General features: G+C 68.3%; 24 protein-coding genes. 12 read left to right on the top strand and 12 right to left on the bottom strand.

What is annotated here, in order from left to right; translation table 11 throughout:
* Positions 1-33 precede the first annotated feature (33 nt).
* Entirely contained in the window at positions 34-1,428 is a 1,395-nt protein-coding gene (locus BKN51_RS14560) for an ATP-binding protein (protein WP_101608164.1), read from the bottom strand.
* Positions 1,421-2,098: a response regulator transcription factor gene (locus tag BKN51_RS14565; protein WP_101608165.1), complete on the bottom strand. Its 678-nt coding sequence runs from the start codon at positions 2,096-2,098 to the stop codon at positions 1,421-1,423. Before BKN51_RS14565 ends, BKN51_RS14560 begins: the two co-directional genes overlap by 8 nt.
* Positions 2,099-2,169: 71 nt before the next feature.
* Between BKN51_RS14565 and BKN51_RS14570 the strand changes: the two genes are divergently transcribed.
* Positions 2,170-2,775 (top strand): hypothetical protein, encoded by a 606-nt coding sequence (locus BKN51_RS14570; RefSeq protein WP_101608166.1) that lies wholly within the window; start codon positions 2,170-2,172, stop codon positions 2,773-2,775.
* A 330-nt stretch (positions 2,776-3,105) separates the two neighbouring features.
* Here BKN51_RS14570 and BKN51_RS14575 read toward each other — a convergent pair whose 3' ends face one another.
* Complete coding sequence (locus BKN51_RS14575; protein WP_101608167.1) at positions 3,106-4,572, bottom strand: SDR family oxidoreductase; 1,467 nt, start codon at positions 4,570-4,572, stop codon at positions 3,106-3,108.
* Between the two features lie 50 nt (positions 4,573-4,622).
* The gene (locus tag BKN51_RS14580) at positions 4,623-5,123 is read right to left on the bottom strand and encodes a MarR family winged helix-turn-helix transcriptional regulator (RefSeq protein ID WP_101608168.1); all 501 of its coding nucleotides are present in this window, start codon (positions 5,121-5,123) and stop codon (positions 4,623-4,625) included.
* A 106-nt stretch (positions 5,124-5,229) separates the two neighbouring features.
* Between BKN51_RS14580 and BKN51_RS14585 the strand changes: the two genes are divergently transcribed.
* Complete coding sequence (locus tag BKN51_RS14585; RefSeq protein WP_101608169.1) at positions 5,230-7,260, top strand: MMPL family transporter; 2,031 nt, start codon at positions 5,230-5,232, stop codon at positions 7,258-7,260.
* A gap of 25 nt (positions 7,261-7,285) precedes the next feature.
* Positions 7,286-7,540, top strand: a complete 255-nt coding sequence (locus BKN51_RS14590; RefSeq protein WP_199192991.1) for a hypothetical protein — start codon at positions 7,286-7,288, stop codon at positions 7,538-7,540.
* Here BKN51_RS14590 and BKN51_RS14595 read toward each other — a convergent pair.
* Entirely contained in the window at positions 7,527-8,714 is a 1,188-nt protein-coding gene (locus BKN51_RS14595; RefSeq protein WP_101608171.1) for an MFS transporter, read from the bottom strand. The two genes, BKN51_RS14590 and BKN51_RS14595, sit on opposite strands and share 14 nt — an antisense overlap.
* A 66-nt stretch (positions 8,715-8,780) precedes the next feature.
* On the opposite strand from BKN51_RS14595, the gene BKN51_RS14600 reads away from it, so the two are divergent.
* Positions 8,781-9,761 carry an ArsR/SmtB family transcription factor gene (locus BKN51_RS14600; protein WP_233223156.1) on the top strand — a complete coding sequence of 327 codons (981 nt, stop codon included), beginning with the start codon at positions 8,781-8,783 and terminating at the stop codon, positions 9,759-9,761.
* A 3-nt stretch (positions 9,762-9,764) separates the two neighbouring features.
* Here BKN51_RS14600 and BKN51_RS14605 read toward each other — a convergent pair whose 3' ends face one another.
* Both BKN51_RS14605 and BKN51_RS14610 read right to left on the bottom strand, forming a co-directional pair.
* The gene (locus tag BKN51_RS14605) at positions 9,765-10,067 is read right to left on the bottom strand and encodes a DUF1905 domain-containing protein (protein WP_101608172.1); all 303 of its coding nucleotides are present in this window, start codon (positions 10,065-10,067) and stop codon (positions 9,765-9,767) included.
* 42 nt (positions 10,068-10,109) lie between these two features.
* On the bottom strand, positions 10,110-10,790 hold the full coding sequence (locus tag BKN51_RS14610; RefSeq protein ID WP_233223155.1) for a S1 family peptidase: 681 nt from the start codon (positions 10,788-10,790) through the stop codon (positions 10,110-10,112).
* Positions 10,791-11,078: 288 nt separating this feature from the next.
* Between BKN51_RS14610 and BKN51_RS14615 the strand changes: the two genes are divergently transcribed.
* Positions 11,079-11,219 (top strand): response regulator transcription factor, encoded by a 141-nt coding sequence (locus BKN51_RS14615; RefSeq protein ID WP_269467471.1) that lies wholly within the window; start codon positions 11,079-11,081, stop codon positions 11,217-11,219.
* Positions 11,220-11,328: 109 nt separating this feature from the next.
* Complete coding sequence (locus BKN51_RS14620) at positions 11,329-11,973, top strand: lytic polysaccharide monooxygenase auxiliary activity family 9 protein (protein WP_101608173.1); 645 nt, start codon at positions 11,329-11,331, stop codon at positions 11,971-11,973.
* 67 nt (positions 11,974-12,040) lie between these two features.
* Here BKN51_RS14620 and BKN51_RS14625 read toward each other — a convergent pair whose 3' ends face one another.
* Positions 12,041-12,859 (bottom strand): tyrosine-protein phosphatase, encoded by an 819-nt coding sequence (locus BKN51_RS14625; RefSeq protein WP_101608174.1) that lies wholly within the window; start codon positions 12,857-12,859, stop codon positions 12,041-12,043.
* A gap of 203 nt (positions 12,860-13,062) precedes the next feature.
* On the opposite strand from BKN51_RS14625, the gene BKN51_RS14630 reads away from it, so the two are divergent.
* Positions 13,063-13,866: a metallophosphoesterase family protein gene (locus BKN51_RS14630; protein WP_101608175.1), complete on the top strand. Its 804-nt coding sequence runs from the start codon at positions 13,063-13,065 to the stop codon at positions 13,864-13,866.
* A 27-nt stretch (positions 13,867-13,893) separates the two neighbouring features.
* On the opposite strand, the gene BKN51_RS14635 is transcribed toward BKN51_RS14630, so the two are convergent.
* Positions 13,894-14,511, bottom strand: coding sequence for a GmrSD restriction endonuclease domain-containing protein (locus tag BKN51_RS14635; protein WP_101608176.1), 618 nt, complete (start codon positions 14,509-14,511; stop codon positions 13,894-13,896).
* A gap of 227 nt (positions 14,512-14,738) precedes the next feature.
* On the opposite strand from BKN51_RS14635, the gene BKN51_RS14640 reads away from it, so the two are divergent.
* On the top strand, positions 14,739-15,773 hold the full coding sequence (locus BKN51_RS14640; RefSeq protein WP_101608177.1) for a LacI family DNA-binding transcriptional regulator: 1,035 nt from the start codon (positions 14,739-14,741) through the stop codon (positions 15,771-15,773).
* Positions 15,774-15,980: 207 nt separating this feature from the next.
* On the opposite strand, the gene BKN51_RS14645 is transcribed toward BKN51_RS14640, so the two are convergent.
* The gene (locus BKN51_RS14645; RefSeq protein WP_101608178.1) at positions 15,981-16,445 is read right to left on the bottom strand and encodes a hypothetical protein; all 465 of its coding nucleotides are present in this window, start codon (positions 16,443-16,445) and stop codon (positions 15,981-15,983) included.
* A gap of 274 nt (positions 16,446-16,719) precedes the next feature.
* On the opposite strand from BKN51_RS14645, the gene BKN51_RS14650 reads away from it, so the two are divergent.
* From BKN51_RS14650 to BKN51_RS14665, 4 genes are read left to right on the top strand one after another with little or no spacing between them, the layout of a single operon-like run.
* Positions 16,720-18,192: an ABC transporter substrate-binding protein gene (locus BKN51_RS14650; RefSeq protein ID WP_233223153.1), complete on the top strand. Its 1,473-nt coding sequence runs from the start codon at positions 16,720-16,722 to the stop codon at positions 18,190-18,192.
* Positions 18,193-18,207: 15 nt separating this feature from the next.
* Complete coding sequence (locus BKN51_RS14655; protein WP_101608180.1) at positions 18,208-19,188, top strand: ABC transporter permease; 981 nt, start codon at positions 18,208-18,210, stop codon at positions 19,186-19,188.
* Positions 19,185-20,027, top strand: coding sequence for an ABC transporter permease (locus BKN51_RS14660; RefSeq protein ID WP_101608181.1), 843 nt, complete (start codon positions 19,185-19,187; stop codon positions 20,025-20,027). The genes BKN51_RS14655 and BKN51_RS14660 overlap by 4 nt, the downstream gene beginning before the upstream one ends.
* Position 20,028: 1 nt before the next feature.
* Complete coding sequence (locus tag BKN51_RS14665; protein ID WP_233223152.1) at positions 20,029-21,786, top strand: ABC transporter ATP-binding protein; 1,758 nt, start codon at positions 20,029-20,031, stop codon at positions 21,784-21,786.
* Positions 21,787-21,921: 135 nt separating this feature from the next.
* Here the strand turns inward: BKN51_RS14665 and BKN51_RS14670 are convergent, their stop codons facing one another.
* Both BKN51_RS14670 and BKN51_RS14675 read right to left on the bottom strand, forming a co-directional pair.
* On the bottom strand, positions 21,922-22,737 hold the full coding sequence (locus BKN51_RS14670; RefSeq protein ID WP_101608183.1) for a hypothetical protein: 816 nt from the start codon (positions 22,735-22,737) through the stop codon (positions 21,922-21,924).
* Complete coding sequence (locus tag BKN51_RS14675; RefSeq protein ID WP_101608184.1) at positions 22,734-23,123, bottom strand: hypothetical protein; 390 nt, start codon at positions 23,121-23,123, stop codon at positions 22,734-22,736. The genes BKN51_RS14670 and BKN51_RS14675 overlap by 4 nt, the downstream gene beginning before the upstream one ends.
* Positions 23,124-23,145 lie beyond the last annotated feature (22 nt).

Raw genomic sequence — 23,145 nt, forward strand, 5'->3', positions numbered from 1 at the left:
CTGAACCGAAGCTTAAGGAAGCTGAAGACGTCTTCAGCTTCGCGCTTCGGCCAAGGGCAGCCGGACGACCAAGCGGGCACCGCCGTCGCGGTCGGCCACCTCGGCCGTGCCTCCGTGCGCGTGGGCGATGTCGGCGACGATCGCCAGCCCGAGGCCGGCGCCACCGTCGTCACGGGCGCGTCCGTCGTCCAGCCGTACGAAGCGGTCGAACACCCGCTCGCGATCCTCGGCGGGGATGCCGGGGCCGTCGTCGGTGACCGACAGCACGGCGAAGCCGTCCATTGTGGACACCGTGACCTCGACGCCGGTCCGGGTGTGACGTTGCGCGTTGTCGACCAGGTTGCGCAGCAGCCGTTCCAGCCGTCCGCGATTCCCGGGGACGATCGGATCTCCCTCGATCCCCGCGCGGACGCCCCGTCGTCCGGAGAGACAGGATTCGACCACTTCGGACAGCCGCACCGGCGTGAGGCGCTCCGGTTCCGCGTTGTCCAGTTTGCCGAGCAGCACGAGATCCGAGACGAGGTCCTGCAGCCGGGTGATGTCGAGGAGCGCGTTGCGGCAGGCGTCGCGCCAGTCCAGCCGGTCCGGATGCGCGAGCAGCACCTCCAGCTGGGTCCGCAGGGAAGCCAGCGGGGTGCGCAGTTCGTGCGACGCGTCCGAGGTGAACCGGCTCTGCCGGGTGACCGCGGTGTCCAAGCGGGCGAGCATCGTGTTCATCGTGTCCGCGAGCTTCGCGATCTCATCGGCGCTGTCCGGTGCCGGGACCCGGCGGGAGAGATCGTGCGCGCCGATCTCCGCTACCTCCGAACGGATCGCCTCGACCGGACGCAGCGACCGGCGCACCGCGAGCCACGCGATCACCCCGATCAGCAGCGCGATCACCGGGACTCCCGCGAAAAGCGTCATGCGCACCGCATCGAGCGCCGCCTGTCCGGACTCGTCGACAATGGCGGCGCCGAAGACCCGGTACTTACTGTCGCCGCTCACGGCGCCCGCCACGTGCAGCCGGAGTCCGTTCCCCTCCGGATCTTCCCCGAGCGCACTCGTGCAGCCGACGGATTCCCGCCTGGCGAGGTCGACGTCGCCAGGCTTGATGATCTTGACACTGTCACCGTACTCGAAGCCACCGTCCGGGACGATCGTCCCGGAACGCAGGCCGGGACAAGACGCGACCCGCTCACCGGTCTGGGTGGTCACCTCGTAGACCGAAGCCTGCACGAGGAGCCGCAGATCGGCCGGAGCGGCACCGGTGTTCAGCACCTGGACGACCGCGGCCGCGCGCTCCCTCGCGACCTGCGCGGCGCCGTTGCCCAGCCGGTTCTGGGCATCGAGCACCAGCCACGCCGAAACGACCGCCAGGGCGATGATCGACGCCAGGAAAGCGGTCAGCGCGACCCGGAACCGGGTGGTCCGCCAGAACCTACGCACCGGAACCCACCACGTGATAGCCGGCGCCGCGGACCGTCCGGATCGTCTCCGCCCCGAACGGCAGGTCGATCTTGCGCCGCAACGCGCTCATGTGCACCTCCACCAGGTTCGCGGTCGCCGACGCCGCGAAATCCCAGAGGTTCTCCAGCAGTTCGGCCTTGGTGACGACCTCGCCCTGCCGCTTCATCAGGTACGCCAGCAAGGCGAACTCCTTGGTGGTCAACGGGATCTCGGCCGTGCCGCGGCGGCAGGTGTGACTCGCCTGATCGAGTTCGAGGTCGCCGAGCCGCAGCGTGCCCGGCCGGGTCGCTCCCCCGCGCCGGATCAGCGCCCGCAACCGGGAGAGCAGCACGCCGTAGGAGAACGGCTTCGGCAGGAAGTCGTCGGCGCCGGTGTCCAGTGCCTCGATCTCGTCGTCCTCGCCGTCTTTCGCGGTCAGCATGAGGATCGGCGTGGTGTCGCCTCGTTCGCGCAGCCTCCGGCAGACGCGGTAGCCGTTGAGGCCGGGCAGCATGATGTCGAGGATCATCGCGGAGTACGGATGTTCGGCGGCGTACCAAAGCGCGTCACGGCCGTTGTGCGCGACGTCCACGGCGTAGCCCTCGGCGCTCAGCCCCGCCCGCAGCGATTCGGCCAGCCGCCGCTCGTCCTCGACGAGCAAGATCCTCATCCGCTCACGATCCCATACGGCCGGGCACAAATGCCCTCATGGCACGGTGGACCCGCTGCCACCATCCGGTCATGCCCGCCCACCGCCTCCGTGGAGCGCTTCTCGCGGCGCTCGCAGTCACCACCGTCGCCGGCTGTTCCTCCGAACCCGAGCCGCCGCCCACCTACCGTCTCAACGGTGACGACGCGTGCACGGCGGTGAACACGGCCGACTTCGAGGCTCTCACCCGCGGCACGCCGACGAAGACTCCCAGCAAGCTGACCGCGGGGCTCGGCGGCGGGAACTGCAAGATGGAATTCGACGGTTCCGGCGGCTACGCCACGCTGACCACCTTCATCGCGATCCACCCAACGGGGGAAACCGCCGCCAGGGCCATGTACGACGACTTCCGGAAGAGCGACGGCGAGCGGGCGACCCCCGGCACCGACATCACCGTGGCCGACGTCGAAGGCTTCGGATCGGCGGCGTACCTGTACCGGCAGCACGACGACAAGAGACCTTGGGCCGTCGACGACTTCTGGCTCTACAAGTACGACGTCCAGCACGGCGCGCTGGTACTCACGGTCATCGGCAGCGGATACGCCAAGGAGGCCGACGGCTGGCCGGCCACGGAGGACGACATGAAGGCCAAGGTCAAGAAGAGCGCCGAAGACACCATGAAAACACTCAAAGCCTGATCGCCTCGTGAGTGGTAAGGACGGTTAGGGCCGAGGGTGTCTTGGTCACCTACCGGCTTCTGGCTGCGGTCGTTCACGGGGCCAGGCCGTGAAGGGCCCCTTGCCTACCTTGACCGTAGTGATGGAGGCCTTCACTACCTTCGTGATCGCCACGGCCGCCACCTTCGCCCCACCCGCGCCAGTGATCACAGCGACTGCGCGTGAAGGCCCCGTCCACTGCGTCTAGCGCAAGGAAGGGGGCCATCACTTACTTCAAGCGACCAGGGCGCCGGTACCGAGTGGGTCGGGGTGGTCGTGAGTGGCGATTCGGGTCAGAACCCGAATCGCCACTCACGAGGCGCCGGATTCTCCTTGCGCGGCACCGGTGATGTTGCGGACCATGCCGCCGAAGACGACGCCGTGGAACGGCGCGATCCCCTTCCAGTACGCGTGCCCGGCCAGACCGTGCGGCTCGAACACCGCCCGCTGCCGGTAGATCGTCCCACCGTCCTCATCGGACTCGACACTGAGTTCGAGCCAGGCGCGCCCGGGCAGCTTCATTTCCGCCCGCAGCCTCAGCAGCCGCGGCCGGTCGAGGTATTCGACGCGCCACCAGTCCAGTGCCTCGCCCAGATGCAGCCGCCGCGGATCCCGGCGGCCGCGCCGCAGCCCGACGCCGCCGACGAGCCGGTCGGCCCAGCCGCGGACCGACCACGCCAGCGGGAACGAGTACCAGCCGTGTTCCCCGCCGATGGACTCGATGACGTCCCACAGCGCTTCCGGCGAGGCCTCCGTCTTCTGCTCGCGCTTGTCCTCGTAGACGGTCCCGCCCGCCCAGGCCGGATCACTCGGCAGCGGATCCGACGGTGCGGAGGCGGTCGACGCGTCCGACCAGCGGGTCGGCACGTCGGCGTTGCGGATCCGGGTCAGCGCCAGTTCGACGGCGTGTTCGTAGTGGGTCAGGCCCGCTTCCGGATCGGGGATGTGCCCGGCGATCTCGTGATCGTGGCAGACCACCTCGTGCACCAGCGATTCGATCAGCGGTACGGCGATCGACTTCGGCACGGGCGTGACCAGGTTGACCCACTGCGCGGACAGCCACGGCGTCAGCACCGGCACCGGGACGACGGCTCGCCTCGGCAGACCGGCGACGACGGCGTAGCGGCGCATCATCTCCAGATAGGTCAGGACGTCGGGGCCACCGATGTCGAAGGCACCGTTGACCTCGGACGGCAGTTCCGCCGCGTGCACGAGGTAGTGCAGCACGTCCCGGATCGCGATCGGCTGGATCCGGTTGTGCACCCATCTGGGGGTGATCATCGCCGGGAGCCGCTCGGTCAGGTAGCGCAGCATCTCGAAGCTCGCCGAGCCCGAACCGATGATCACCGCGGCCTGCAGGACGACGGCGGGTACCCCGGAGTCCAGCAGGACCCGGCCCACTTCGGCACGGGACGCCAGGTGCGGGGACAGTTCCTCGTCGTCCGGCACGATGCCGCCCAGGTACACCAGCCGCCGCACGCCCGCCGTCTTCGCGGCCTCGGCGACCGTCCGCGCCGCCTCCCGGTCGACCTCGACGAAGTCCTTGCGTGCCAAGGAATGCACGAGGTAGTAGACCACCTCGCCGTCGGTCAGGGCCGTCTCGATCGAGGCCGGATCGGTGACGTCGCCGCGTTCGACCTCGACCCGGTCACGCCACGGCTCTTCGGCGACCTTCTCCGGAGAACGCGCCACCACGCGGACCTCGTGACCCGCGTCGAGCAGTTGCGGCACCAGCCGTCCACCGACATAACCCGTCGCACCGAGCACCACACATCGCATTCACCCGAGTGTTCACCGCGAAGGGGCGCCGCGCAGTCCGAGTGAGCCTTTCAGGGTGCCAGCCGGCCCCGGACCTCGACGGTCGCGGCGATGCTGCTCCGGAGGAACCGGGCGACCGTCCGCCGCTCGTCCTCCCCCAGGTCCCGCCACGCGGCGGAGAAGCTCGCGCCGAGCGGCAGGAAGAATTCCGCGCCGATCTGCCTCGCCCGATCGTGCATCCGCAGTTCGACCTTGCGCCGGTCGGTCGCGCTCCGGTCGCGGTAGAGGTGCCCGGCCCGCTCCAGCCGGTCCAGCACCGACGTCGTCGCGGAGGCGCTCAGGTGCAGCGCGCTCGCGAGCCTGCTCGGGCTCATCGGGGTCCCCATCCTGGCCGCGTCCATGATCACCGCGAGCGCGTTGAGGTCGGTCCGGTGCAGGCCGTGTGCCTCACCGAACATCTCGGCGAACCGGTCCGACTCCACGGTCAGCTGCCGCAGCAGGAGAACGAGCAACTCGTCCGTGACCTCCTCGACGTCGCCAGTGTCTTCAGTGCCGTCAGTGCCGTTGGTCATGTCCGAAACCTCCCCTCCTGTTGCCCCGTCCGGGTGACCACTCTACTATTTCGATGGTCGAACTATTCACTCGTCGAAATAGCCTTGCCACAGGAGCCATCCGCCCATGATCTCGGAAGTCGAACGCCCCGCCCGCACGCGGTCACGTCTGCGGTGGCTGCTCCCCGCCCTCGTCGCGGTGGCCTGGCTGATCTTCGGCGGGTTCAGCGGCCCGTACGCCGGCAAGCTGAGCCAGGTCACGGAGAACGACAGCAGCAGTTTCCTGCCCGCCTCGGCCGAGGCGACCGAGGTCGGCGAGCTCCAGAAGCAGTTCTCCAGCGCCGCCGTCATCCCCGCGATCGTCGTCGCCGAGCGGCCTTCGGGCCTGACCGACGGCGACAAGCGGTTCCTCGCCGACCGGACGTCGAACGCGCGGCTCATCCCGGCACCGGAGAGCAACGCGGGCGCGCAGGTCGTCGTGCTCTTGGACGCCACGAGCGACCCCGGCGACGGCGTCGAGGCACTGCGAGACGCGCTCGCCCGCGACACACCCGACGGGTTGAAAGTGCTCGTGACCGGTCCCGCCGCGCAGGTCGCCGACCTCAAGGAGGCGTTCGGCGGGATCGACGGACTGCTGCTCCTGGTCGCGGGCGCGGTGGTCGCGCTCATCCTGATCATCGTCTACCGGAGTCCGCTGCTACCCCTGCTCGTCCTGCTGTCGGCCGTGTTCGCGCTGGGATCGGCGAGCCTCGCGGTGTACCTGCTCGCGGACCACGACGTGCTGGCGTTGAACGGGCAAAGTCAGGGAATCCTGTTCATCCTCGTCTTCGGCGCCGCCACGGACTACGCGCTCCTGATGATCTCGCGCTACCGCGAAGAACTCCGGACGACCGACGACGCCCGCGCCGCACTCCGCACGGCCTGGCGCTCGACCATCGAACCGATCGCGGCGTCGGCGGGGACGGTGATCCTCGGCGTCCTCTGCCTGCTGTTCAGCGACCTGAACTCGAACAAGGGACTCGGCCCGGTCGCCGCCATCGGCATCGGCGCCGCCTTCCTCACCACCATCACGTTCCTGCCCGCCATCCTCGCTCTGTGCGGCCGCAACGCCTTCTGGCCGTTCCGGCCGGCGGTGACCCCGCCGAAGGAGGAGACCGGCGGACTCTGGGGCCGCGTCGCGGGCTGGATCTCCCGCGCGCCCCGCACGGTCTGGATCGTCACGACCGTCGTGCTGCTCGCGGGCGGCGCGTTCCTCCCGCAGCTCAAGGCTTCCGGCACCGCGCAGTCCGACGTCTTCCTCACCCCGGTCGATTCCGTCGCGGGACAGGAAGTCCTCTCCCGGTACTTCCCCGGCGGTTCCGGCTCTCCCACGGTGATCATCACCCCGGCCGGTCAGGGCGATGCCGTGACCGCGCTGGCACGCGTCCCCGGCGTCTCCGACGTCCGTCAAAGCGGCGAAGCGGGCGGGCTCGCGAAAATCGACGCCGTCCTGGCCGATCCGCCGGACTCCGACGCGGCCGTCGCGACGGTCCAGCGGATCCGCGAAGCCGTGCACACCGTCGATGGCACCAAAGTCGGCGGGCCGACGGCGACGCTGCTCGACACCAGGGAGACGTCCGAGCACGACCGCATGGTGATCATCCCGATCGTCCTGGTCGTGATCTTCCTCGTGCTCGCCCTGCTGCTGCGGTCGCTGCTCGCGCCGCTGCTGCTGATCGGCACGGTGGTGCTGTCGTTCGCCGCGACGATGGGTGTCTCGGCGCTGGTGTTCAACCACGTCTTCGACTTCCCCGGCGCCGACCCGGTCGTCCCGTTGTTCGGTTTCGTCTTCCTTGTCGCACTGGGGATCGACTACAACATCTTCCTGATGACCCGGGTCCGCGAAGAGGCGGGAAGGATCGGCACGCGGGACGGGACGCTGCGCGGCCTGCGCGTCACCGGCGGCGTGATCACGTCCGCGGGCGTCGTGCTCGCCGCGACCTTCGCCGCACTGGCCGTCCTCCCCATCCTCTTCCTGGCTCAGCTGGCGTTCATCGTCGCGTTCGGCGTTCTGCTCGACACGCTTCTGGTGCGGTCCCTGCTGGTACCGGCGCTCGCGGTGGACGTCGGACGGAAGATCTGGTGGCCGTCCAAGCTGGCGAAGTCGGACCTGGGATGAACGCGGTCCCCGTAACCTGATGACCATGAGCGAACTGGACGACTTGCGGAAACGCGCCGCGGCCGGGGATCGGGACGCCGTCGACGAGCTGATCGAACTCGCCGGAGAGCGTGGCGATCTGGACGAACTCCGGCGGCTGGCCGACGGCGGAAGCAGCGACGCGGCGGACCAGCTGATCGAAACCGCGACCGAACTGGGGGCGCTGGACGAGCTGCGACGGCTGGCCGAGCGCGGCAACCAGGACGCCGCGGATCAGCTGGCGGAGCTCACCGAGGAATAGTGCCTCGCATCGCCGGGATCAGCACGGGAAGCGCGACCAAGAGCGCCATGCCGCGCACGAAACCCGCGACCGGATAGGGAACACGAAGCCCGAATCTGTGCGCGAGCAGTCCGCCCGCGAGCGTGCCGAGCGGCATCAACCCCCAGCCGAGCAACCGGTAGACGCCGTTGACCCGGCCGAGCAAGGCCGGGGGCACCTTTCGCTGCCGGACGCTGACGGACACGACGTTCCAGACCGTCGTCACGAAACCGCTCAGGGCCAACAACGCGCCGACCGTGACCACGTTCGGGCCGAACCCGACGCCGACGAAGACGACGGCGTTCACAGCCAGCGAGACAAGGAGCGCGCGAAGTTCGCCGAGCCGGGCGACCAGCCGCGTGATCACCAGTCCGCCCGCGATGCTGCCGAGCGCGGCCCCGGCGAGCAGCACGCCGAACATGCCCGCGCCCAGATGGAGCGCGTCGGTCACGAACAGCACGAGTGTCGCGTTTCCCAGTTGGCCGCAGAACGTGTTGACGCCGAGCAGCAACGCGAGCGCACGCAACAACCGATGGCTCATCAGCCAGCGGAGTCCATCGAGGACATTCACGTCTTCCGAAGGCACGCGTCGTCGTTTGGGCAGCCTGGCCAGCAGAACGGCGGCGATGACGAACGATGCGGCGTCAACGGCGAACGGAAGCGCCCAGGCGAGCGCGAAGAACAAGCTCCCGAGGGGAGGGCCAAGAAACTGCCTGCCGACGGTCATCGCCACTTGCTGCCTGCCATTCACCTGGTGCAGCAGATCTTTCGGGACGAGATCCGGGAGCGCCGTTTGCGCGGCGTTGTCGTAGAAGACGTCGCAGGCGCCCAGAGCGAACGCGAGGAGAACGAGCGTCGGCACGCTGATCGCCCCGGTCGCGACGAGCGCGGCGATCATCCCGACGATCAATGCTTGAAACGCCTGCGTTCGCCACAGGAGGGTGACTCGATCGACCCTGTCCACGATGGATCCGGCGAGGAGGGACAGCAGAAGCCACGGCAGGTACATCGCGGCGGAGACCAGCGCGATGTCCCTCGCGTCGTGGCTCACCGTCAGGGCCAGCAAGGGCAGCGCCGCGGTGAAGACGCCGTTGCCGAGGCTGTCGATCCCGGTGGCCCACCACAGTCGTCGATAGGCGCGAGGCAAGTCGGGCATGGCCGAATCGTGGCGACGTCCGGCATTCCGGGGACACCATTTAGGCCGGGGCTACATACTCGGACCATGCCGATGACCATCGAACTCGGCGTCGCCGAACTGGCCGCGACCCGGTTCGCGATCTCGCCGTTGTCCGAGACCGTGGCCTGCCTGCAGCAACTCGCCGGCCTCGACCAGAACACGGTCAACCGGCCCTGGCTGCGGTGGGCACGGGAGGAACTCGAGCGCGAACCACTCGATCTTTCGTGGACTTGGCCGTTGCTCGTGAACGGCAGGCTCGGCTGGCCGGAGTCCCTCGTCCCCGCGCCGCAGGACGCAGGAGACTCCCTCGAGAACGATCTCGACGCGTTGCGGCGAACTCCTGAAGACCGGGTGAGAGCGAGCCTCGACCGGGTCTTCGGCGAACGGCTTCCCCACGCCGCCGCGGCCCTCGCGCTCGACCCGGCGTCCGGTCTGCGGAAAATCGCCGAGGAACTACGCGAAGCCCACGATCGTCTCGTCGCGCCACACTGGACGCGGATCCGGGCGGCGCTGAACGCCGACATCGGTCACCGCGCACGGCAACTGGCCGCGGGCGGCACCGAGCGGCTGTTCGCGGATCTGCACCCGGATCTGTGCTGGCATATCGACCGGGTGATGCTGGCCGGTGATCGGTGGCGCGATCGGCACCGTGTCGTCACGCGAGGGCCGAATGGTCTCGTGCTGATGCCGGTCGCCCTCGGCTCACCCCACGCCTTGGTCAAGAACAACACGTCGACACAGACCACGATCCGCTATCCGGCGAGGGGAACCGGTGCCCTGTGGGCGACCGGGCCACGCGCCGCCACACCCGCCGCGGTGCGACTGCTGGGCCGGACACGGGCCGAACTACTACTGGCGTTGTCCTCCCCCGCGACCACGACCGACCTGGCCCACACTCTCGGCGTGACTCCGAGCGCCGTCTCTCAGCACCTCAGAGTCCTGAGGGACAGCGGTTTGGTCGCGCGTGAACGCTCCGGCCGCAGCGTCCTCTACCTGACGACCCCACTCGGTGAGCGCCTGCTCTGACTGTCAGAGGTCGATCAGCTCGACGGTCACTTTCGCGACATCACCTTCCTCGATTCCTTCGGCCTTGCGGACCGCTTTCTTGACCGGCAGCACGTAAGCGCCCCGCTTCGAATCCGGGAAGATCGACGTCTTCCACCTGCTGCCGCCGATGCCCACCTGCACGCGCACCGCGCCGAAGCCGCGCCGCGGGCCGTCCGTGATCTCACGGATCTCCTCGGAGACGTCAGTGGGCAAGCTGACGAAGGTCCAGGTCTCCTCGCGGCGGGCGTCCCACACCCAGAGTTCGGCATCGAACACGACGATCATGGGTGGAGCGTCGCATACGGGACCGACAGTTTGCCGTCCCCCTCAGGCGAGGGTGGCGCCGTAGGCGGTGAGCACGGACCGTAGTGGCTGGAAGAAGCTGACTTGGCTGTTCCCACCGGACAACACGCCGTAGCCGACACCACCAGAGAACAACGGCCCGCCGCTGTCACCGCTCTCGATCGGGATGTCGGTCGCGATCGTCCCGACGACCTGCTTGCCCTTGCCGTAGTTCACGGTCTGGTTGAGGCCGAGGACCTTCCCGCACGTCTTCTTCGTCGCCATGCCGCTCTTGCACACCGTTTGCCCCACCTGCGGGATGCCCGCCCGCAGGATCCGCTGGGTGCCGCCGTCGTAGAGATTCACCCGGCTGTGCCCGGAGCCGGAGACGTCCCGGACACGACCGTAATCGGTCACCGGGAAGTGGGTGTCGACGTTGGGGCCGATGCCTTGCCAATCGAGCCCGTGTCCAGTGCAATGCCCGGCCGTGAGGATGTACCGGACACCCTTGACGAGGATCGCGAACCCCGCCGAGCAGTAGTACGGTTCACGACCGGGTCCCGGCGAGACGGTGTACATCGCATCACCGCTGTTCACCGCCGACAGCTGGGCCGCACCGCCCGCAGACGGCGCCGCGGACACGACCGGGGCGGCCAACAAGGTGGCCGCGACCGAGGCGATCAGCACCCCGGCCTGCTTACGGCGTGAGCAGCCAAACATGGTCATGTCCTTCCGTCCACAGGAGACTGATACCTACGACCAGTCCAGTGCCACACGGTCGGCGGCACAATCGGAGTCAGCCTGACGGGTGATCAGAAGCCATCGGACGTCGGCGACCTCGTCGACGTCCGGCCAGACGGGGTGTCGCGGCATCGCGGTGATCCGCATCTCCAGCCCGTCAGGTTGGTGTCGGGTTCACCCGATTCGGTGTCAAGAACACGTCAACGTCCTCTCAGCGAAGAAAAGCAGAGCCCCAGGCTGACGGCGTGACCACAACCCTCGACGAACCGCGAAATCGCCGCACGGCCGTACCTCAGCGAGGGAACGGTGAAGAACCACATTTCCCGCATTCTCGGCCGCCTCGGACTACGAGATCGCACCCAAGCCGCGGTCTACGCCCGCGATCACGGACTGCTGGCGAACTCCGAAGACTGAGCAGACAAGGCTTACATCGCCGAAGCGCCCGACTTTCGGACCTACAAGCCAGTGCACCGGGACACCTACCCTGAATATGGTCTAGACCTCTCACGAGAGGAATTCTGCGATGAAGTTTTCCCGCTCCGCCGTCAAAGTCGCGATACTGACCGCCGTGCTCGGCACGGTCTCGGTGTTCACCGCCGTCCCCGCCCTCGCGCACGGCTCGATGGGCAACCCGATCAGCCGGATCATGCAATGTTTCGAGGAGGGGCCGGAGGACCCGCAGTCCGCCGCGTGCAAGGCCGCCATCGAGGTGGGCGACAGCTGGCCGATCTACGACTGGGACGAGGTCAACATCGGCGACGCCGGCGGCCGCAGCCGCGAGATCATCCCGGACGGCAAGCTGTGCGGCGCCGGCCGGGACAAGTACAAGGGGCTCGACCTGGCCCGCGACGACTGGCCGGCGACCACGATGCCGGGCAGCGGCCCGTACACCTTCCAATACCAGCTGACCGCCGCGCACGAGGGCACCTTCGAGCTGTACGTCACCAAGCCGGGCTATGACCCGACGAAACCGCTCAAGTGGTCCGACCTGGAAGACACCCCGTTCTACCAGCAGGACAACCCGCCGATCGTCGGCAACGCCTACCAGCTCCACGCGAACCTGCCCGGCGGGCGCACCGGCAGGCACCTGATCTACTCGATCTGGCAACGCCACTGGCCCGACTCCGGCGAGGCCTTCTACACTTGCTCGGACGTGATCTTCACCTGATCGCCACGGCCGTCCGGTCGCCGGGCTCGCCGCTGACGACAGCTCTCTCGGTACTTTCGGCTGGGTGTCAGACCAGGAGGCGGGCCTTCAACGCGGCGATGGTCGCGTCGTCGAGGCGGAGTCCTTGGCGGGCATAGGCTTCCATGGACCCGTAGAGATGGTTGACCTCGTCGAAAGCCGCACGCAGCCAGCTCAACTCGACGGCCTTGGGGTCGCCCAGCTTGTCGTTGCTGAGCATGAAGTCGGCCTCGATGGCCGCACGCGGCACACCGAGCAGGCTCAGCAGGATCGCCGTCCCCCAGCCGGTGCGGTCCTTGCCCGCCGAACAGTGGAAAACGGTGGCGCCGGAACCGTTTTCCGCGATGGCACGCAACAGGTCGCCGAACGCGTGGTCCGCGCCCACGAAGTCGACCATGAACGGGTAGCCGATCGACTGGCCCAGGTTGTCGGATCCGTTGAGCAGCCCGGCCGCGATGGCCTTCACCAGCGTGACGGCGGCGTTGTCGTGGAACCGCAGCCCGTGTTCGAGCGAGACCACGTCGGCCACCTGGTACCGGGCGCCCGCAGGGACCCGGTCGGGCTCGTCGCGGCGCTCCTTCACGTTGCGCAGATCGACATCCAGCGACACGTTCACCGCGGTGAGCAGACGGAGATCCGCGTCGGTGAGCCGGGAAAGCTTGTTGGACCGGAAGACCACGCCGGTACGCACCGTGCGCCCGTCGGTCGTGGTGTACCCGCCGACATCGCGAAAGTTCTTGGCTCCCTCCAACGTCACCGCGTTGGCGACGACACCTGGGGCTTCGATGGTCGCCCACGCCGGCACGTTCACCCCGCCGACGACCGCGGTCACCGCGGTGACGGCCACGAGCAGCTTCCTCACGCGCATGTCGCTCCCTCCAACAACATTCGGACCGAACACGAATGATTCCCGCCTACGCCGGGGAGGACAACCGCAAACGACGAAGGATTAGCAGGGAGTTCAACGAGCGGACACCGGTACCACCAACCCGCCCGCGCTTCCGGAGAAGCGAGACCGTTCGGCGCGAGAGTCCGTACGCTGGTTCCTGTCGGCTGTCATGGGGAGTGGTCATGGGAAGAGTCGCCATCATCGGCGATGTCGGCGGGCACCCGGATCAGTTGCGCCGGGCGTTGGCCTGGCTCGGCGCCTCCGAAGGAGAACTTCCCCTGGATCTCACCGTGATCCAGGTAGGTGATCTCGTCGATCGCGGCCCGGACAGCGCAGGAGTGCTCGACATCGTGGCGACCTTGCTGGACAAGCGGCGATGGATCCAGCTCGCGGGGAACCACGAGACGCAGTACTTGCCCGGCAGGGCCGTCTTCTGGCGCGAACCCCTCGAGGAGGGCGACGTGGCCAGGCTGCGGCAGTGGTGGGCCGACGGGCGGTTGCGTGTGGCCGAGGCCGTCCGTACCGCCGAGGGCGACGAACTACTGGTCACTCACGCGGGTTTGACGCTCGCCTGCTGGCAACGGCTGGGAGAACCGATGTCGGCGACCGAGGCCGCGGAGTTGCTCAACGAGCGTCCGGAGTTGATCTGGGAACTCGGGGAACACGGCCGCGACGGCAGTGCGGGTCCGCTGTGGGCCGAATCGGGCGCGGCGCTGCACGAACCCTGGATGGGCTATCGCGGCGTCGTGCCCTTCGGCCAGATCCACGGGCACTCCACGGTCGTGCGGTTCGCTGATCGAACCTGGCGGTGCTCTGGGCGGGTCCGGCAGCGCACGGCGGTCGATTGGTACGCCCGCCACGTCCATGTGCGTGTCGGAGGACGCGTGTTCACCGGCATCGACCCGGGGCACGGCCGGACCGGCGCCGCCGATTGGCAACCGCTGGTCCTCGACGACGCCGGCGTCACGGCCCCAAGCCCGCACTAATGCCGCCAAGGGATTTCAGGGCGGGCGTCAGCATCGGTCGAGCATGCTCGACAGCGCGGTCCTTTCCGGGACGGTGATCGTCAGCCCATAGGCGTGTTTGACCACGATCCAGTCCGTGGCATAGGTGCACCAGAACGCGACGAGCGGCGGCTTCCACGCCTCCGGCGCCTTGTCACCCTTCTGCTGGTTGAGGTTGTCGGTGACCACCCGCAGCTGCGGCAAGGCCAGCTCGTTGGCGAACTGCTCGCGCCGGGCCTGTTCCCAGGTCTTCGCGCCGCTCGCCCAGGCCTGGGCCAACGGCACCACGTGGTCGACATCCACCTCGGAAGCCTTCCGCCACGTCTCCCCGTCATAGACGCTTCGCCAGACCCCGGACACAGCGGCGCACTCCGCGTTGACCTCGACGTCCACACCGTCCCGTTTCAACAGCTCCTCGCGGACGTTGCAGGTGCCGGACACGGTCTTCCAGTGCGGAAACTTCGCCCGATCGTAGCCATCGAGATTTCCGCGTACCGCGACCGACAGCTCACCGAGACGTTTACGCGCGTCGGTGACAGGGATCGTCGGCGCCTCCCCCGCAGCCGTGCCGCTCGTGCCCGGATTGCCAGAGTCAGCGAGCGGAACCGCACAACCCGACACCAGCATCGACACGCCAGCCACGACACACGCCACGGCATGACCGACACGCCCACTCACGCCAGTCACGGTGCGCACCTCATCATCAACTGTCACGCCTCTTCCGACCTGACCAGTCAACCGGACGCACCGTCCCGCGGGACCGGCGAACAGCCTAACTCCCGTCCATCTCGCCATCCGACGCCGACGCCGACGTGCCTTAGACTGGCGTCGACAACCGATCAGGAAGCAGGGGCGTGGGCGAAAAAGGGACTCGCAAGCCGACGCTGTCGGATGTCAGCCGCCTCGCGGGAACGTCGACGGCGGTCGTCAGCTACGTGCTCAACGGCGGGCCTCGTCCGGTCGCGGAGAAGACCCGGGTCAAGGTCGAAGAGGCCATCCGGTTGCTCGGTTACCGGCGCAATCCGCTCGCCGGGGCGTTGAGCGGTGGCCGGTCCAACCTCGTGGGCCTGTTGGTGCCCGACACCGCGAACGCGTTCTTCGGTGAGCTTTCGCGTTACGTGGAGGCGGAAGGACGACGCCGTGGCCTGCTGACCTTGCTGGGCAACACCGGCTATCACCCGTCACGCGCGGACGAGTACGGCGTGGCGTTCTCGGAGTTGCGCCCCCGCGGGATTTTCGTGACGACCGGCGAGGAACCACAGGACGACGACGAAACGCCCCGGGTGTACGTGCAATGGGCTCCGCCCGGGTCCGCTTCGCCGAGCGTGGTCTTCAACGACTTCGATGGCGCGAAGCTCGTCGTCGAGCACCTGCTCCGGCACGGCCACCGAGACGTCGTCTGCGTCGCGGGCGAGATCGCCGTGGGCCCGGCGCACGGACGTGAGGGCGGCTGGCGGCAGGCCATGAACGACGCGGGCCTGCCCTCCGAGGGCAGGCTCATCCGGACTTCCTTCGACCGCGTCGAGGTGGGCCGGACGGTGCGGCGGATCCTCCAGAGCGAGAACCGTCCTGACGCGATCTACGCCACGACCGACGAACAAGCGCTCGTGGTGATCCGCACGGCGATGAGCCTGGGACTGCGGGTGCCGGAGGATCTGGCGGTCGTGGGCTTCGACGGGATCCGCGAAGCCCGGCTCGGGAGTTTCCCGCTCACCACTCTCGCTCTCCCGCTGGAAGAACTCGCGACCCACGCCTTCGACGCACTGGACGAGCCGGATTCGGGGAAGTCGGTGGTCTTGGAGGGGGCTCTCAGCATCGGCGTGACGTGCGGGTGCGGGCCTGGCACGGCCGCGGGCACTTCGCGGCTGGACGCGGCTTCGGGCGTGTGACCACGCCGGCCGACGAGAGCCGGTCCAGATGCGCGCCGCCGAAGGCTCCCTTCGCCGCATCGGACGCGGCGAAGGGAGCCTTCAGCCCGGCGTGACCCACCCGCGAAACAGGACACGTTTGCCCCTCCCCTCAAACAACCCTTGAAGCCAGCGAAGGGGACCTTCGCCACAGAGGCTCGGTCACGCCACCTTTGACTTACCCCCCACTTATCGCACGGGCTCGTGCTCGTCCGATGCGTAGTTCGGGCTCAACGACAGGGCGCTGAACCGGAACGGGCGGTCGACGCGGGTGAAGCCGAGCGGGCAGTGGCGGATGCCCGCCGGGAGGTAGACCGAACCGCTCGTGGTGATCGTGTGCCGGACGCCTTCGATGTCCAGGTAGATCTCCGCGCCGAGGTCGTCGGCGTCGTTCGGGTCGTTGCCGTGCCAGATCAGGACTTCGTCGTAGTCGTGCTCGTGCTCCTTGACCCACTGCACCGGGGTCTCGCATTCGTTGATCCACGTGTAGGTCAGGTGGATCTTGCTCTGCGGGACTTGCTCCGAGCGCATCAGCGCGAGCGCCGGGCCCACGTTGTCCGGTTCGACGACACCGGCGGCGGCTCCTTCGTTCACGAGGTCGTCGATGCAGTTCTGCATCTTCCTCACGAAAAGGTGCTCGTACGGACTGGTCATGGGCGCGTTCCTCCCGTTGGTTCCCGTGTGGCCGAGAGGAGGCTAACAATGATCTAAGCGCTTAGATAGTCCTCCTGGTCGCCTTCCCTGAACGTGCTCGAAGGCGTACCGTGTGGCGAAACCTGGCCGCGACCCGGCAAGTGGCGATCGATCTAAACGATTAGAAACTCTCACCCGTTCGACCTGGAACTGGAGTTGCCCAGTGTTGCGCAATCCCTTTCGCTCCGAACCCGCCGCCGTGCCACGACGTCGCTCGCTCACGGCGCTTGGCGTCGTGTTCGCCACCGCGGCTCTCTCGGGTTGTGCGCCGCCACCGCAGGCCGCGAGCAGCGCGGGCGGCACCTTGCGCGTCGCCGCCGCGACGGACTCGGGCGAGACCCTCAACCCTTATGCGAGCAACCAGAGTCCCACCCAGGAGCTACGGAGCGCGCTCCTTTACGAGGGCCTCACCCACCTCGACCCCACTGGCAAGGTGGAATGGCGCCTGGCCACGGAAATGACCCCGAACGCCCTCCGCGACGAGTGGACGATCAAGCTCCGTCCCGGGGTCAAGTTCACCGACGGGAGCGAGTTCACCTCCGCGGACGTCGTGGCCAGCATCAAATACCTGCGCGACCCGGCCCACGCGGCACAGGGACTGGCGTTCATCGAACGGGTCGACCCGGACGCCGTCACCGCGGTGGACAAGTCGACCGTCCGGGTAGGACTGAACAAACCTTTCGCACCCTTCAGGGAAATCTGGGCGAACGTCCTGCTCCCGATGACCAAAGCGGGCTCGGCACCGGTGAAACCGATCGGCACCGGGCCGTTCGCGGTCAAGTCGTTCACCGCCGGTCGACAGTCCACATTGGAACGATTCGATGGCCACTGGGGCGAGAAGCCCAAGCTGGACACGGTGGACATCATCGAGTTCCCCAGCCAGCAGGCACAAGCCAACGCCTTGCTGTCCGGCCAGGTCGACGTGGCATCGGGCGCGACCCCGACCATCGCGAAGTCCCTCGCCGGCAAGAACGGCATCCAGGTACTCGACAGCAAGGGCGATTTCACGCTGCGGATCGGCTTCAACACCACGGTCGCGCCCTTCGACGACGTCCGGGTGCGCCAGGCGCTGCGCCTGCTGATCGACCGCGACCAGGTCGTGGCCAACGCGCTGGGCGGGTACGGCCGGGTGGCCAACGACCACGAAGGAGGGACGCCGCACTGCGGTGACCCTGGCATCGCGCAACGCAAGCAGGACATCGCGCAGGCCACGAGGCTTCTCGCCGAAGCGGGTCACCCGGATCTGTCGTTCGCCATCACGACCGACGGCCTGCTGCCCGGTATGCAGGAACTGGCCCAGGTGTTCGCCGAGAACGCGGCCAAGGCCGGCGTGAAGGTCACCGTCAACGTCCCGACGGTGCCCGAGTTCCTGTCCAAGTGGACCCAGTGGCCGGTGTTCATCGACTTCAACCCGATCCCCTATCTGCCGACCGTGATCGGGTCGCTGCTGCCGGGCCGCGTCGGGAACGCCACGCACTGGAACAACGCCGACTTCGTCCGGCTCTCCGACGAACTTTTCGTGGCACCCGAGCAGGAGCAGTGCTCGATCATGAACCGGATGCACCGGATCGAGCACGACCAGGGCGCGACGATCACCCCCGCCTTCGTCAACGTGCTCCTGCCGCACCGCGGCACCGTTCGCGGGCTGGTGCCGGACGTCAACGGCCGCCCGCTCACCTTTCTGACGAACGTGACCGTCACAGGCTGACCGGGGAGCGCCGACATGACCGACCTGACCACACCGCTGCCGACCGGTTCGAGACCTTCGACGCTCGCGTGGCTGGCACGCCGGATCCTTCTCGGCGCGCTGATCCTCCTACTGGTCTCACTGCTGCTCTTCCTCGTGACACAAGCGTTGCCGGGAGACGTCGCGCGGATCATCCTCGGCAAGGACGCGACAGCCGAGCAGGTGGCGGACCTCCGTCTCCGGCTCGGTCTCGACCAGCCGCTCATCGCCCAGTACTGGCACTGGCTTACCGGTGTGCTCACCGGGGACATGGGCACCTCCTTGCAGAACGGCGAGTCCGTGGCGGACTTCATCGGCCCCAGGGTGATCAACTCGCTCACCCTCGGCTTCATCTCGATGACGCTGATCCTCCCGCTCGCGGTGGTCATCGGTGTCTTCAGCGCGCACAAGCGGGACAGCCCGTTGGACAAGGCGTTCGTCGCGGTGTCGTCGCTTTTCACGGCACTGCCCGCGTTCGTGGTGGGAATGCTGCTGATCGCGTTCTTCGCCACCTCGGTGTTCGGCGTGCTCCCGGGGGTCTCGAACATCCCGCCGGGAAACCCGCCGTGGTGGTACCCGGCACAACTGGTCCTGCCGGTCGCCACGCTCACGCTCATGGGCGTGATGTACCTCGGCCGCCTGGTGCGGGCCTCGTTCATCGACGCGATGAACAGCGAGTACGTCCAGACCGCCGTCCTCAAAGGACTCACTGACCGCCGCGTCCTGTTCCGGCACGCCCTTCCCAACGCCGTCGCGGCGAGCCTCCCGGCGGCCGGCCTGGTCACCGCGGTGACGATCACGGGTGTCGTGGTGGTCGAGTACGTCTACTCGTATCCAGGACTCGGCACGGCGGTGGTCGGAGCCGTGAACTCCCACGACCTGCCCGTGATGCAGGCGGGCACCCTCATCCTCGCGACCGCGTATTACGTCTTCAACCTGCTCGCGGACCTCCTCTCGGAGAGAGGAGGTCCGCGATGAGAACCCGACAGGTCACGGTGCTCGGCCGCGCTCTTCGCACCGGGCAAGCCCGGCTCGGCCTCGCGCTGCTCGCGGTGGTCGCACTCGTGGTCGCGTTCGGCCCCTTCTTCGCCCGCTACGCCCAGGACGCCATCGTCGGGCCGCCCTTGGAGACACCGAACGCGAGATTCCCGCTCGGCACCGACATCCTCGGGCGTGACGTGCTGAGCCGCCTGCTGAACGGCGGGCTCACCCTCTCCTGGATGGCGATCCTCGCCGCGGGACTCGGCGTGTTCCTCGGCTGCCTCGTCGGCCTCACCGCCGCCTACCGCGGTGGTGCGGTGGACGCGACGCTCATGCGGGCCATGGACGTCCTGATGAGCTTCCCGGAGATCGTCTTCGTCCTGCTGTTCGTAGCGATGCTCGGTCGCGGCACCCTGCTGACCTCGGTGCTCGTCGGCGTGGCGTTCGTGCCCGGCGTCTCGCGGGTGATGCGCGGCGCGGCGCGGCCGGTGATCGGCAGTGAGCACGTGCTGTGGGCCAAGGCCAACGGGTTGCCGCCGAGGCGGATCCTGCTCCGGGAGGTGCTGCCCGGCGTGACCTCGCCGCTGATGGTGGAGATCGGGATGCGAATGGTCTGGGCGGTGTCGGCGATCGCGTCGCTGAGTTACCTCGGGTTCGGTATCGCGCCGCCCGCGGCCGACTGGGGCCGGATGGTCGGGGAGAACCAGGACGGTCTGCCGGTCGCTCCCCTGGCGGTCCTGGCCCCGATCGCACTGATCCTCATGATGGCCCTCGGCGGCAACCTGGTCGCCGAATCCGTCGCCAGAGTGGTCGGCCGTACGGATGGAAAGGGTTGAAGTGCGCAAAGAAGTGGACATCTCCGGCCTCACGGTCACCCTGGACGCCACGGGCGCGGACATCGTCAAGGACGTCGGTTTCGCACTCGGCCGCGGTGAGGTGATGGGGGTGGTCGGTGAGTCGGGCTCCGGCAAGAGCACCCTCGCGCTCGCCTTGCTCGGGTTCGCCAGGAAAGGCGCGACCATCACCGGCGGACGGGTGGTCGTCGACGGGGTCGATCTGCTCACCCTGCCGGAACGGGACCTGCGCCGCATGCGGGGAGCCAAGGTCGCCTACGTCCCGCAGGACCCGGCGACAGCACTGAACCCGAGCCTGAGCCTCGCGACCCAGCTGACCGAAGGACTGCGGCTGCCCAAACGTGAGGCGCTGTCGCGTGTCCGGGAGTTGCTCGACACCGTTCGCTTGCCCGGTGACGACGCCTTTCTCCACCGCCGGCCTCGCCAGCTCTCCGGTGGACAGCAACAGCGCGTGGCGATCGCCATGGCGATCGCGGCCGGGCCGCGGCTGATCGTGCTGGACGAGCCGACCACCGGCCTCGACGTCTCCACTCAGGCACGCGTACTGGAACTGGTCCGCGATCTGTGCCGTGACCACGACATGGCGGCGATCTACGTATCCCACGACCTCGCCGTGGTGGCCGATGTCGCCGACCACGTGACCGTCATGTACGGCGGCGAAGTCGTGGAAAGCGGTCACGACCGCGACGTGCTCACCCGTGCCGCCCATCCGTACACCCGGGCCCTGCTGGCCGCCGTGCCTTCCGCGACCCACCGCCACCACCTCGTCCCGATCCCCGGACGCGCCCCCGGCCCCGGCGAAAACCGGCACGGCTGCGTCTTCGCGCCCCGATGCGACCACGCCACGACGGAATGCACCACGACCCGTCCTCAGCTCGAGCCTGCGCCGTCCGGCACGCTGACACGGTGCCTGCGGATGGACGAGGTGGCACGGACACCCCGGGAACTGCCACGCACGAACGACTCGCCCGTGGTTTCCGACCACACGGTGTTGTCGGTCGCCGGGCTGCACGCGGGCTACGGCGGCGTCCAGATCCTCTTCGACGTGTCGTTCCGTTTGGTGCGGGGCGAATGCCTGGCCGTCGTCGGCGAGTCCGGCAGCGGAAAGACCACGATGTCGCGCTGCCTGGCCGGCCTGCACGAAGAGCAACAAGGCACCCTGACGATCGAAGGCCGCCCGATCCCGGCCGCGGCGGGCCGGCGAACGAAGGAGACCCGCCGCGAGATCCAGTACATCTTCCAAAATCCCTACGGCTCGCTCAACCCGCATCGCAGCGTGGAAAACAGCCTCGCCGTGCCACTGCGGCACTACTTCGGCGCGACCAAGCACGAGGCCAGGCAGCGAGCACGTGAGGCACTCGAACGAGTCGAGATACCGGCGCGATACGCCGGGTACTACCCGGCCGAACTTTCCGGCGGGCAACGCCAACGTGTCGCGATCGCCCGAGCCCTGGTATGCGAACCGAAACTCCTCGTCTGCGACGAGGTGACGTCCGCGCTCGACGTGTCAGTACAGGCTTCCGTCGTGGAACTGCTGCGTTCCCTGCTGAGCGACGGCCTGTCGATGATCTTCGTGACTCACGACCTGGCAGTGGTCCGAAGCATCGCCGACAGTGTCGTAGTACTGAGCCAGGGCCGTGTCGTGGAATCGGGCATGACCGGCTCAGTACTCACGACGCCGTCGCACCCTTACACCCGCAGCCTGATGGCCGCCACGCTCGAAGTGCCCGTTACGACGTAATTCCCTCGGCGCGCCACCACCTCTCAGAGGGATGCGCGCGGCTCGCGAGGCGTCGGTCAGAGATACGGTGCGCGAGCGTGCGCCGGCACATCGATCACGGCCTCGCCGTCGGCGACCGGCTGCTCTACCGGGTGGTCAGTCGCCCTTGGCCAACCGGTCGTTGATCCGGCGGGCCAGCTCGGCGGTGAAGCCCGCGGCCGGCACGGTGTGACCGAGAGCGGTGAGGATCGTGTCGAGATGGGTGTCCACCGTGGCTTCGATCAACGTGGTGAGGGTCGCGGTGGTGGATCGGGCCCGGCTCCACCCCAGCGCGGCGGTGCCGATTCCGACCACTATCGCGGGGTACCAATGGATCCCGAGGCCGAGGTACAGCACGCCCCAGCCGACGAGCCTGGTGGCCGACCTGAACTGGGATTCGGCCGCCTGCACCGGAGTACGGACCGTTTCCGGGACCAGCAACCACAAGCGCGGCCACACCAAGCCCAGATCGAGTCCGTGGTACTGCCCGGCGATCCGGGCGTTCAGCAGCCGGAACCGCTCGCCGATCCAGGCCGGATGTCGTGGACGGTAGGCGGATACCGGGTCCACCCCCGCCCTGGCCGCCGCGCGATCGAACAGCCTGCCGCGCAAGGCCACCAGCCCCCACGCGAGCAGACGCGCCGGTCCGCGCCACGGTCTGGTCCAGACCGCCTCGGCCACGCTGCCGACCGCCTGCGCGGCCATGGCCGCCGCCGTGGCACCGATCAGCAAGAAGACGGCCACCGCCGCGACCGGCAGGCGCGGCACCTCCCGCACGATCCAGCCGGCGACCGAGACGAGGTCGAACGCGGAGCGGTGGCCCAGCCGGACCGCGCACACCGCCGCGGCGATGAACAACGCCCCCGGCAGTACGAGTGTCGCGACCCATCGCTCGGCGAGTTTGCCGCTCAGCGACGACAAGAAGGGGTTCACGGCGTCGCGCCCGTCGGCAGCATCGGCTCGTCGTCGAACAAGGCGCACACGGGCGGGTGCCCGTCGTCGTCCCGATGGTCGTGGCGTGAGCACACCTTGCGCGGGCAGCCGTAATCGCCACGCCCGGTCCGTGGCACGCGAGCGCTCCGCGGTGTGGGATACACCGGCATGCTGCCGGGAGGGCCGGCGCTCCTGGTCGGCTCCGCCGACTCGGCGTCCAGCAGGTCGAACTGCCTGCACGCGTCCAAGGCCGAACCGCCCTTTCGCACTCGGGAGGCGGCGCGTTCGAGCCTGTCGGTCCATCGGCCGGCGATGGCGGCCTGGCGCAGATCCGGCATGACGGTGCACCACAGAACGAGTGCTTGTCCCTCGTCGAATACCGCCACGTCGCCCCTCCCTTGTGCCATC

Origin of the sequence: Amycolatopsis sp. BJA-103 (genome assembly GCF_002849735.1) — a bacterium.
Taxonomy (GTDB): Bacteria; Actinomycetota; Actinomycetes; order Mycobacteriales; family Pseudonocardiaceae; genus Amycolatopsis.

Excerpts from the sequence above, each read along its gene's own strand:
- BKN51_RS14635 (WP_101608176.1), bottom strand. The coding sequence starts at position 14,511 with ATGCTGGTGTCGGGTTGTGCGGTTCCGCTCGCTGACTCTGGCAATCCG.
- BKN51_RS14630 (WP_101608175.1), top strand. The coding sequence starts at position 13,063 with ATGGGAAGAGTCGCCATCATCGGCGATGTCGGCGGGCACCCGGATCAG.
- BKN51_RS14580 (WP_101608168.1), bottom strand. The coding sequence starts at position 5,123 with ATGACCAACGGCACTGACGGCACTGAAGACACTGGCGACGTCGAGGAG.
- BKN51_RS14625 (WP_101608174.1), bottom strand. The coding sequence starts at position 12,859 with ATGCGCGTGAGGAAGCTGCTCGTGGCCGTCACCGCGGTGACCGCGGTC.
- BKN51_RS14590 (WP_199192991.1), top strand. The coding sequence starts at position 7,286 with ATGAGCGAACTGGACGACTTGCGGAAACGCGCCGCGGCCGGGGATCGG.
- BKN51_RS14585 (WP_101608169.1), top strand. The coding sequence starts at position 5,230 with ATGATCTCGGAAGTCGAACGCCCCGCCCGCACGCGGTCACGTCTGCGG.
- BKN51_RS14660 (WP_101608181.1), top strand. The coding sequence starts at position 19,185 with ATGAGAACCCGACAGGTCACGGTGCTCGGCCGCGCTCTTCGCACCGGG.
- BKN51_RS14610 (WP_233223155.1), bottom strand. The coding sequence starts at position 10,790 with ATGACCATGTTTGGCTGCTCACGCCGTAAGCAGGCCGGGGTGCTGATC.
- BKN51_RS14645 (WP_101608178.1), bottom strand. The coding sequence starts at position 16,445 with ATGACCAGTCCGTACGAGCACCTTTTCGTGAGGAAGATGCAGAACTGC.
- BKN51_RS14570 (WP_101608166.1), top strand. The coding sequence starts at position 2,170 with ATGCCCGCCCACCGCCTCCGTGGAGCGCTTCTCGCGGCGCTCGCAGTC.
- BKN51_RS14575 (WP_101608167.1), bottom strand. The coding sequence starts at position 4,572 with ATGCGATGTGTGGTGCTCGGTGCGACGGGTTATGTCGGTGGACGGCTG.
- BKN51_RS14595 (WP_101608171.1), bottom strand. The coding sequence starts at position 8,714 with ATGCCCGACTTGCCTCGCGCCTATCGACGACTGTGGTGGGCCACCGGG.
- BKN51_RS14565 (WP_101608165.1), bottom strand. The coding sequence starts at position 2,098 with ATGAGGATCTTGCTCGTCGAGGACGAGCGGCGGCTGGCCGAATCGCTG.
- BKN51_RS14600 (WP_233223156.1), top strand. The coding sequence starts at position 8,781 with ATGCCGATGACCATCGAACTCGGCGTCGCCGAACTGGCCGCGACCCGG.
- BKN51_RS14655 (WP_101608180.1), top strand. The coding sequence starts at position 18,208 with ATGACCGACCTGACCACACCGCTGCCGACCGGTTCGAGACCTTCGACG.
- BKN51_RS14605 (WP_101608172.1), bottom strand. The coding sequence starts at position 10,067 with ATGATCGTCGTGTTCGATGCCGAACTCTGGGTGTGGGACGCCCGCCGC.
- BKN51_RS14620 (WP_101608173.1), top strand. The coding sequence starts at position 11,329 with ATGAAGTTTTCCCGCTCCGCCGTCAAAGTCGCGATACTGACCGCCGTG.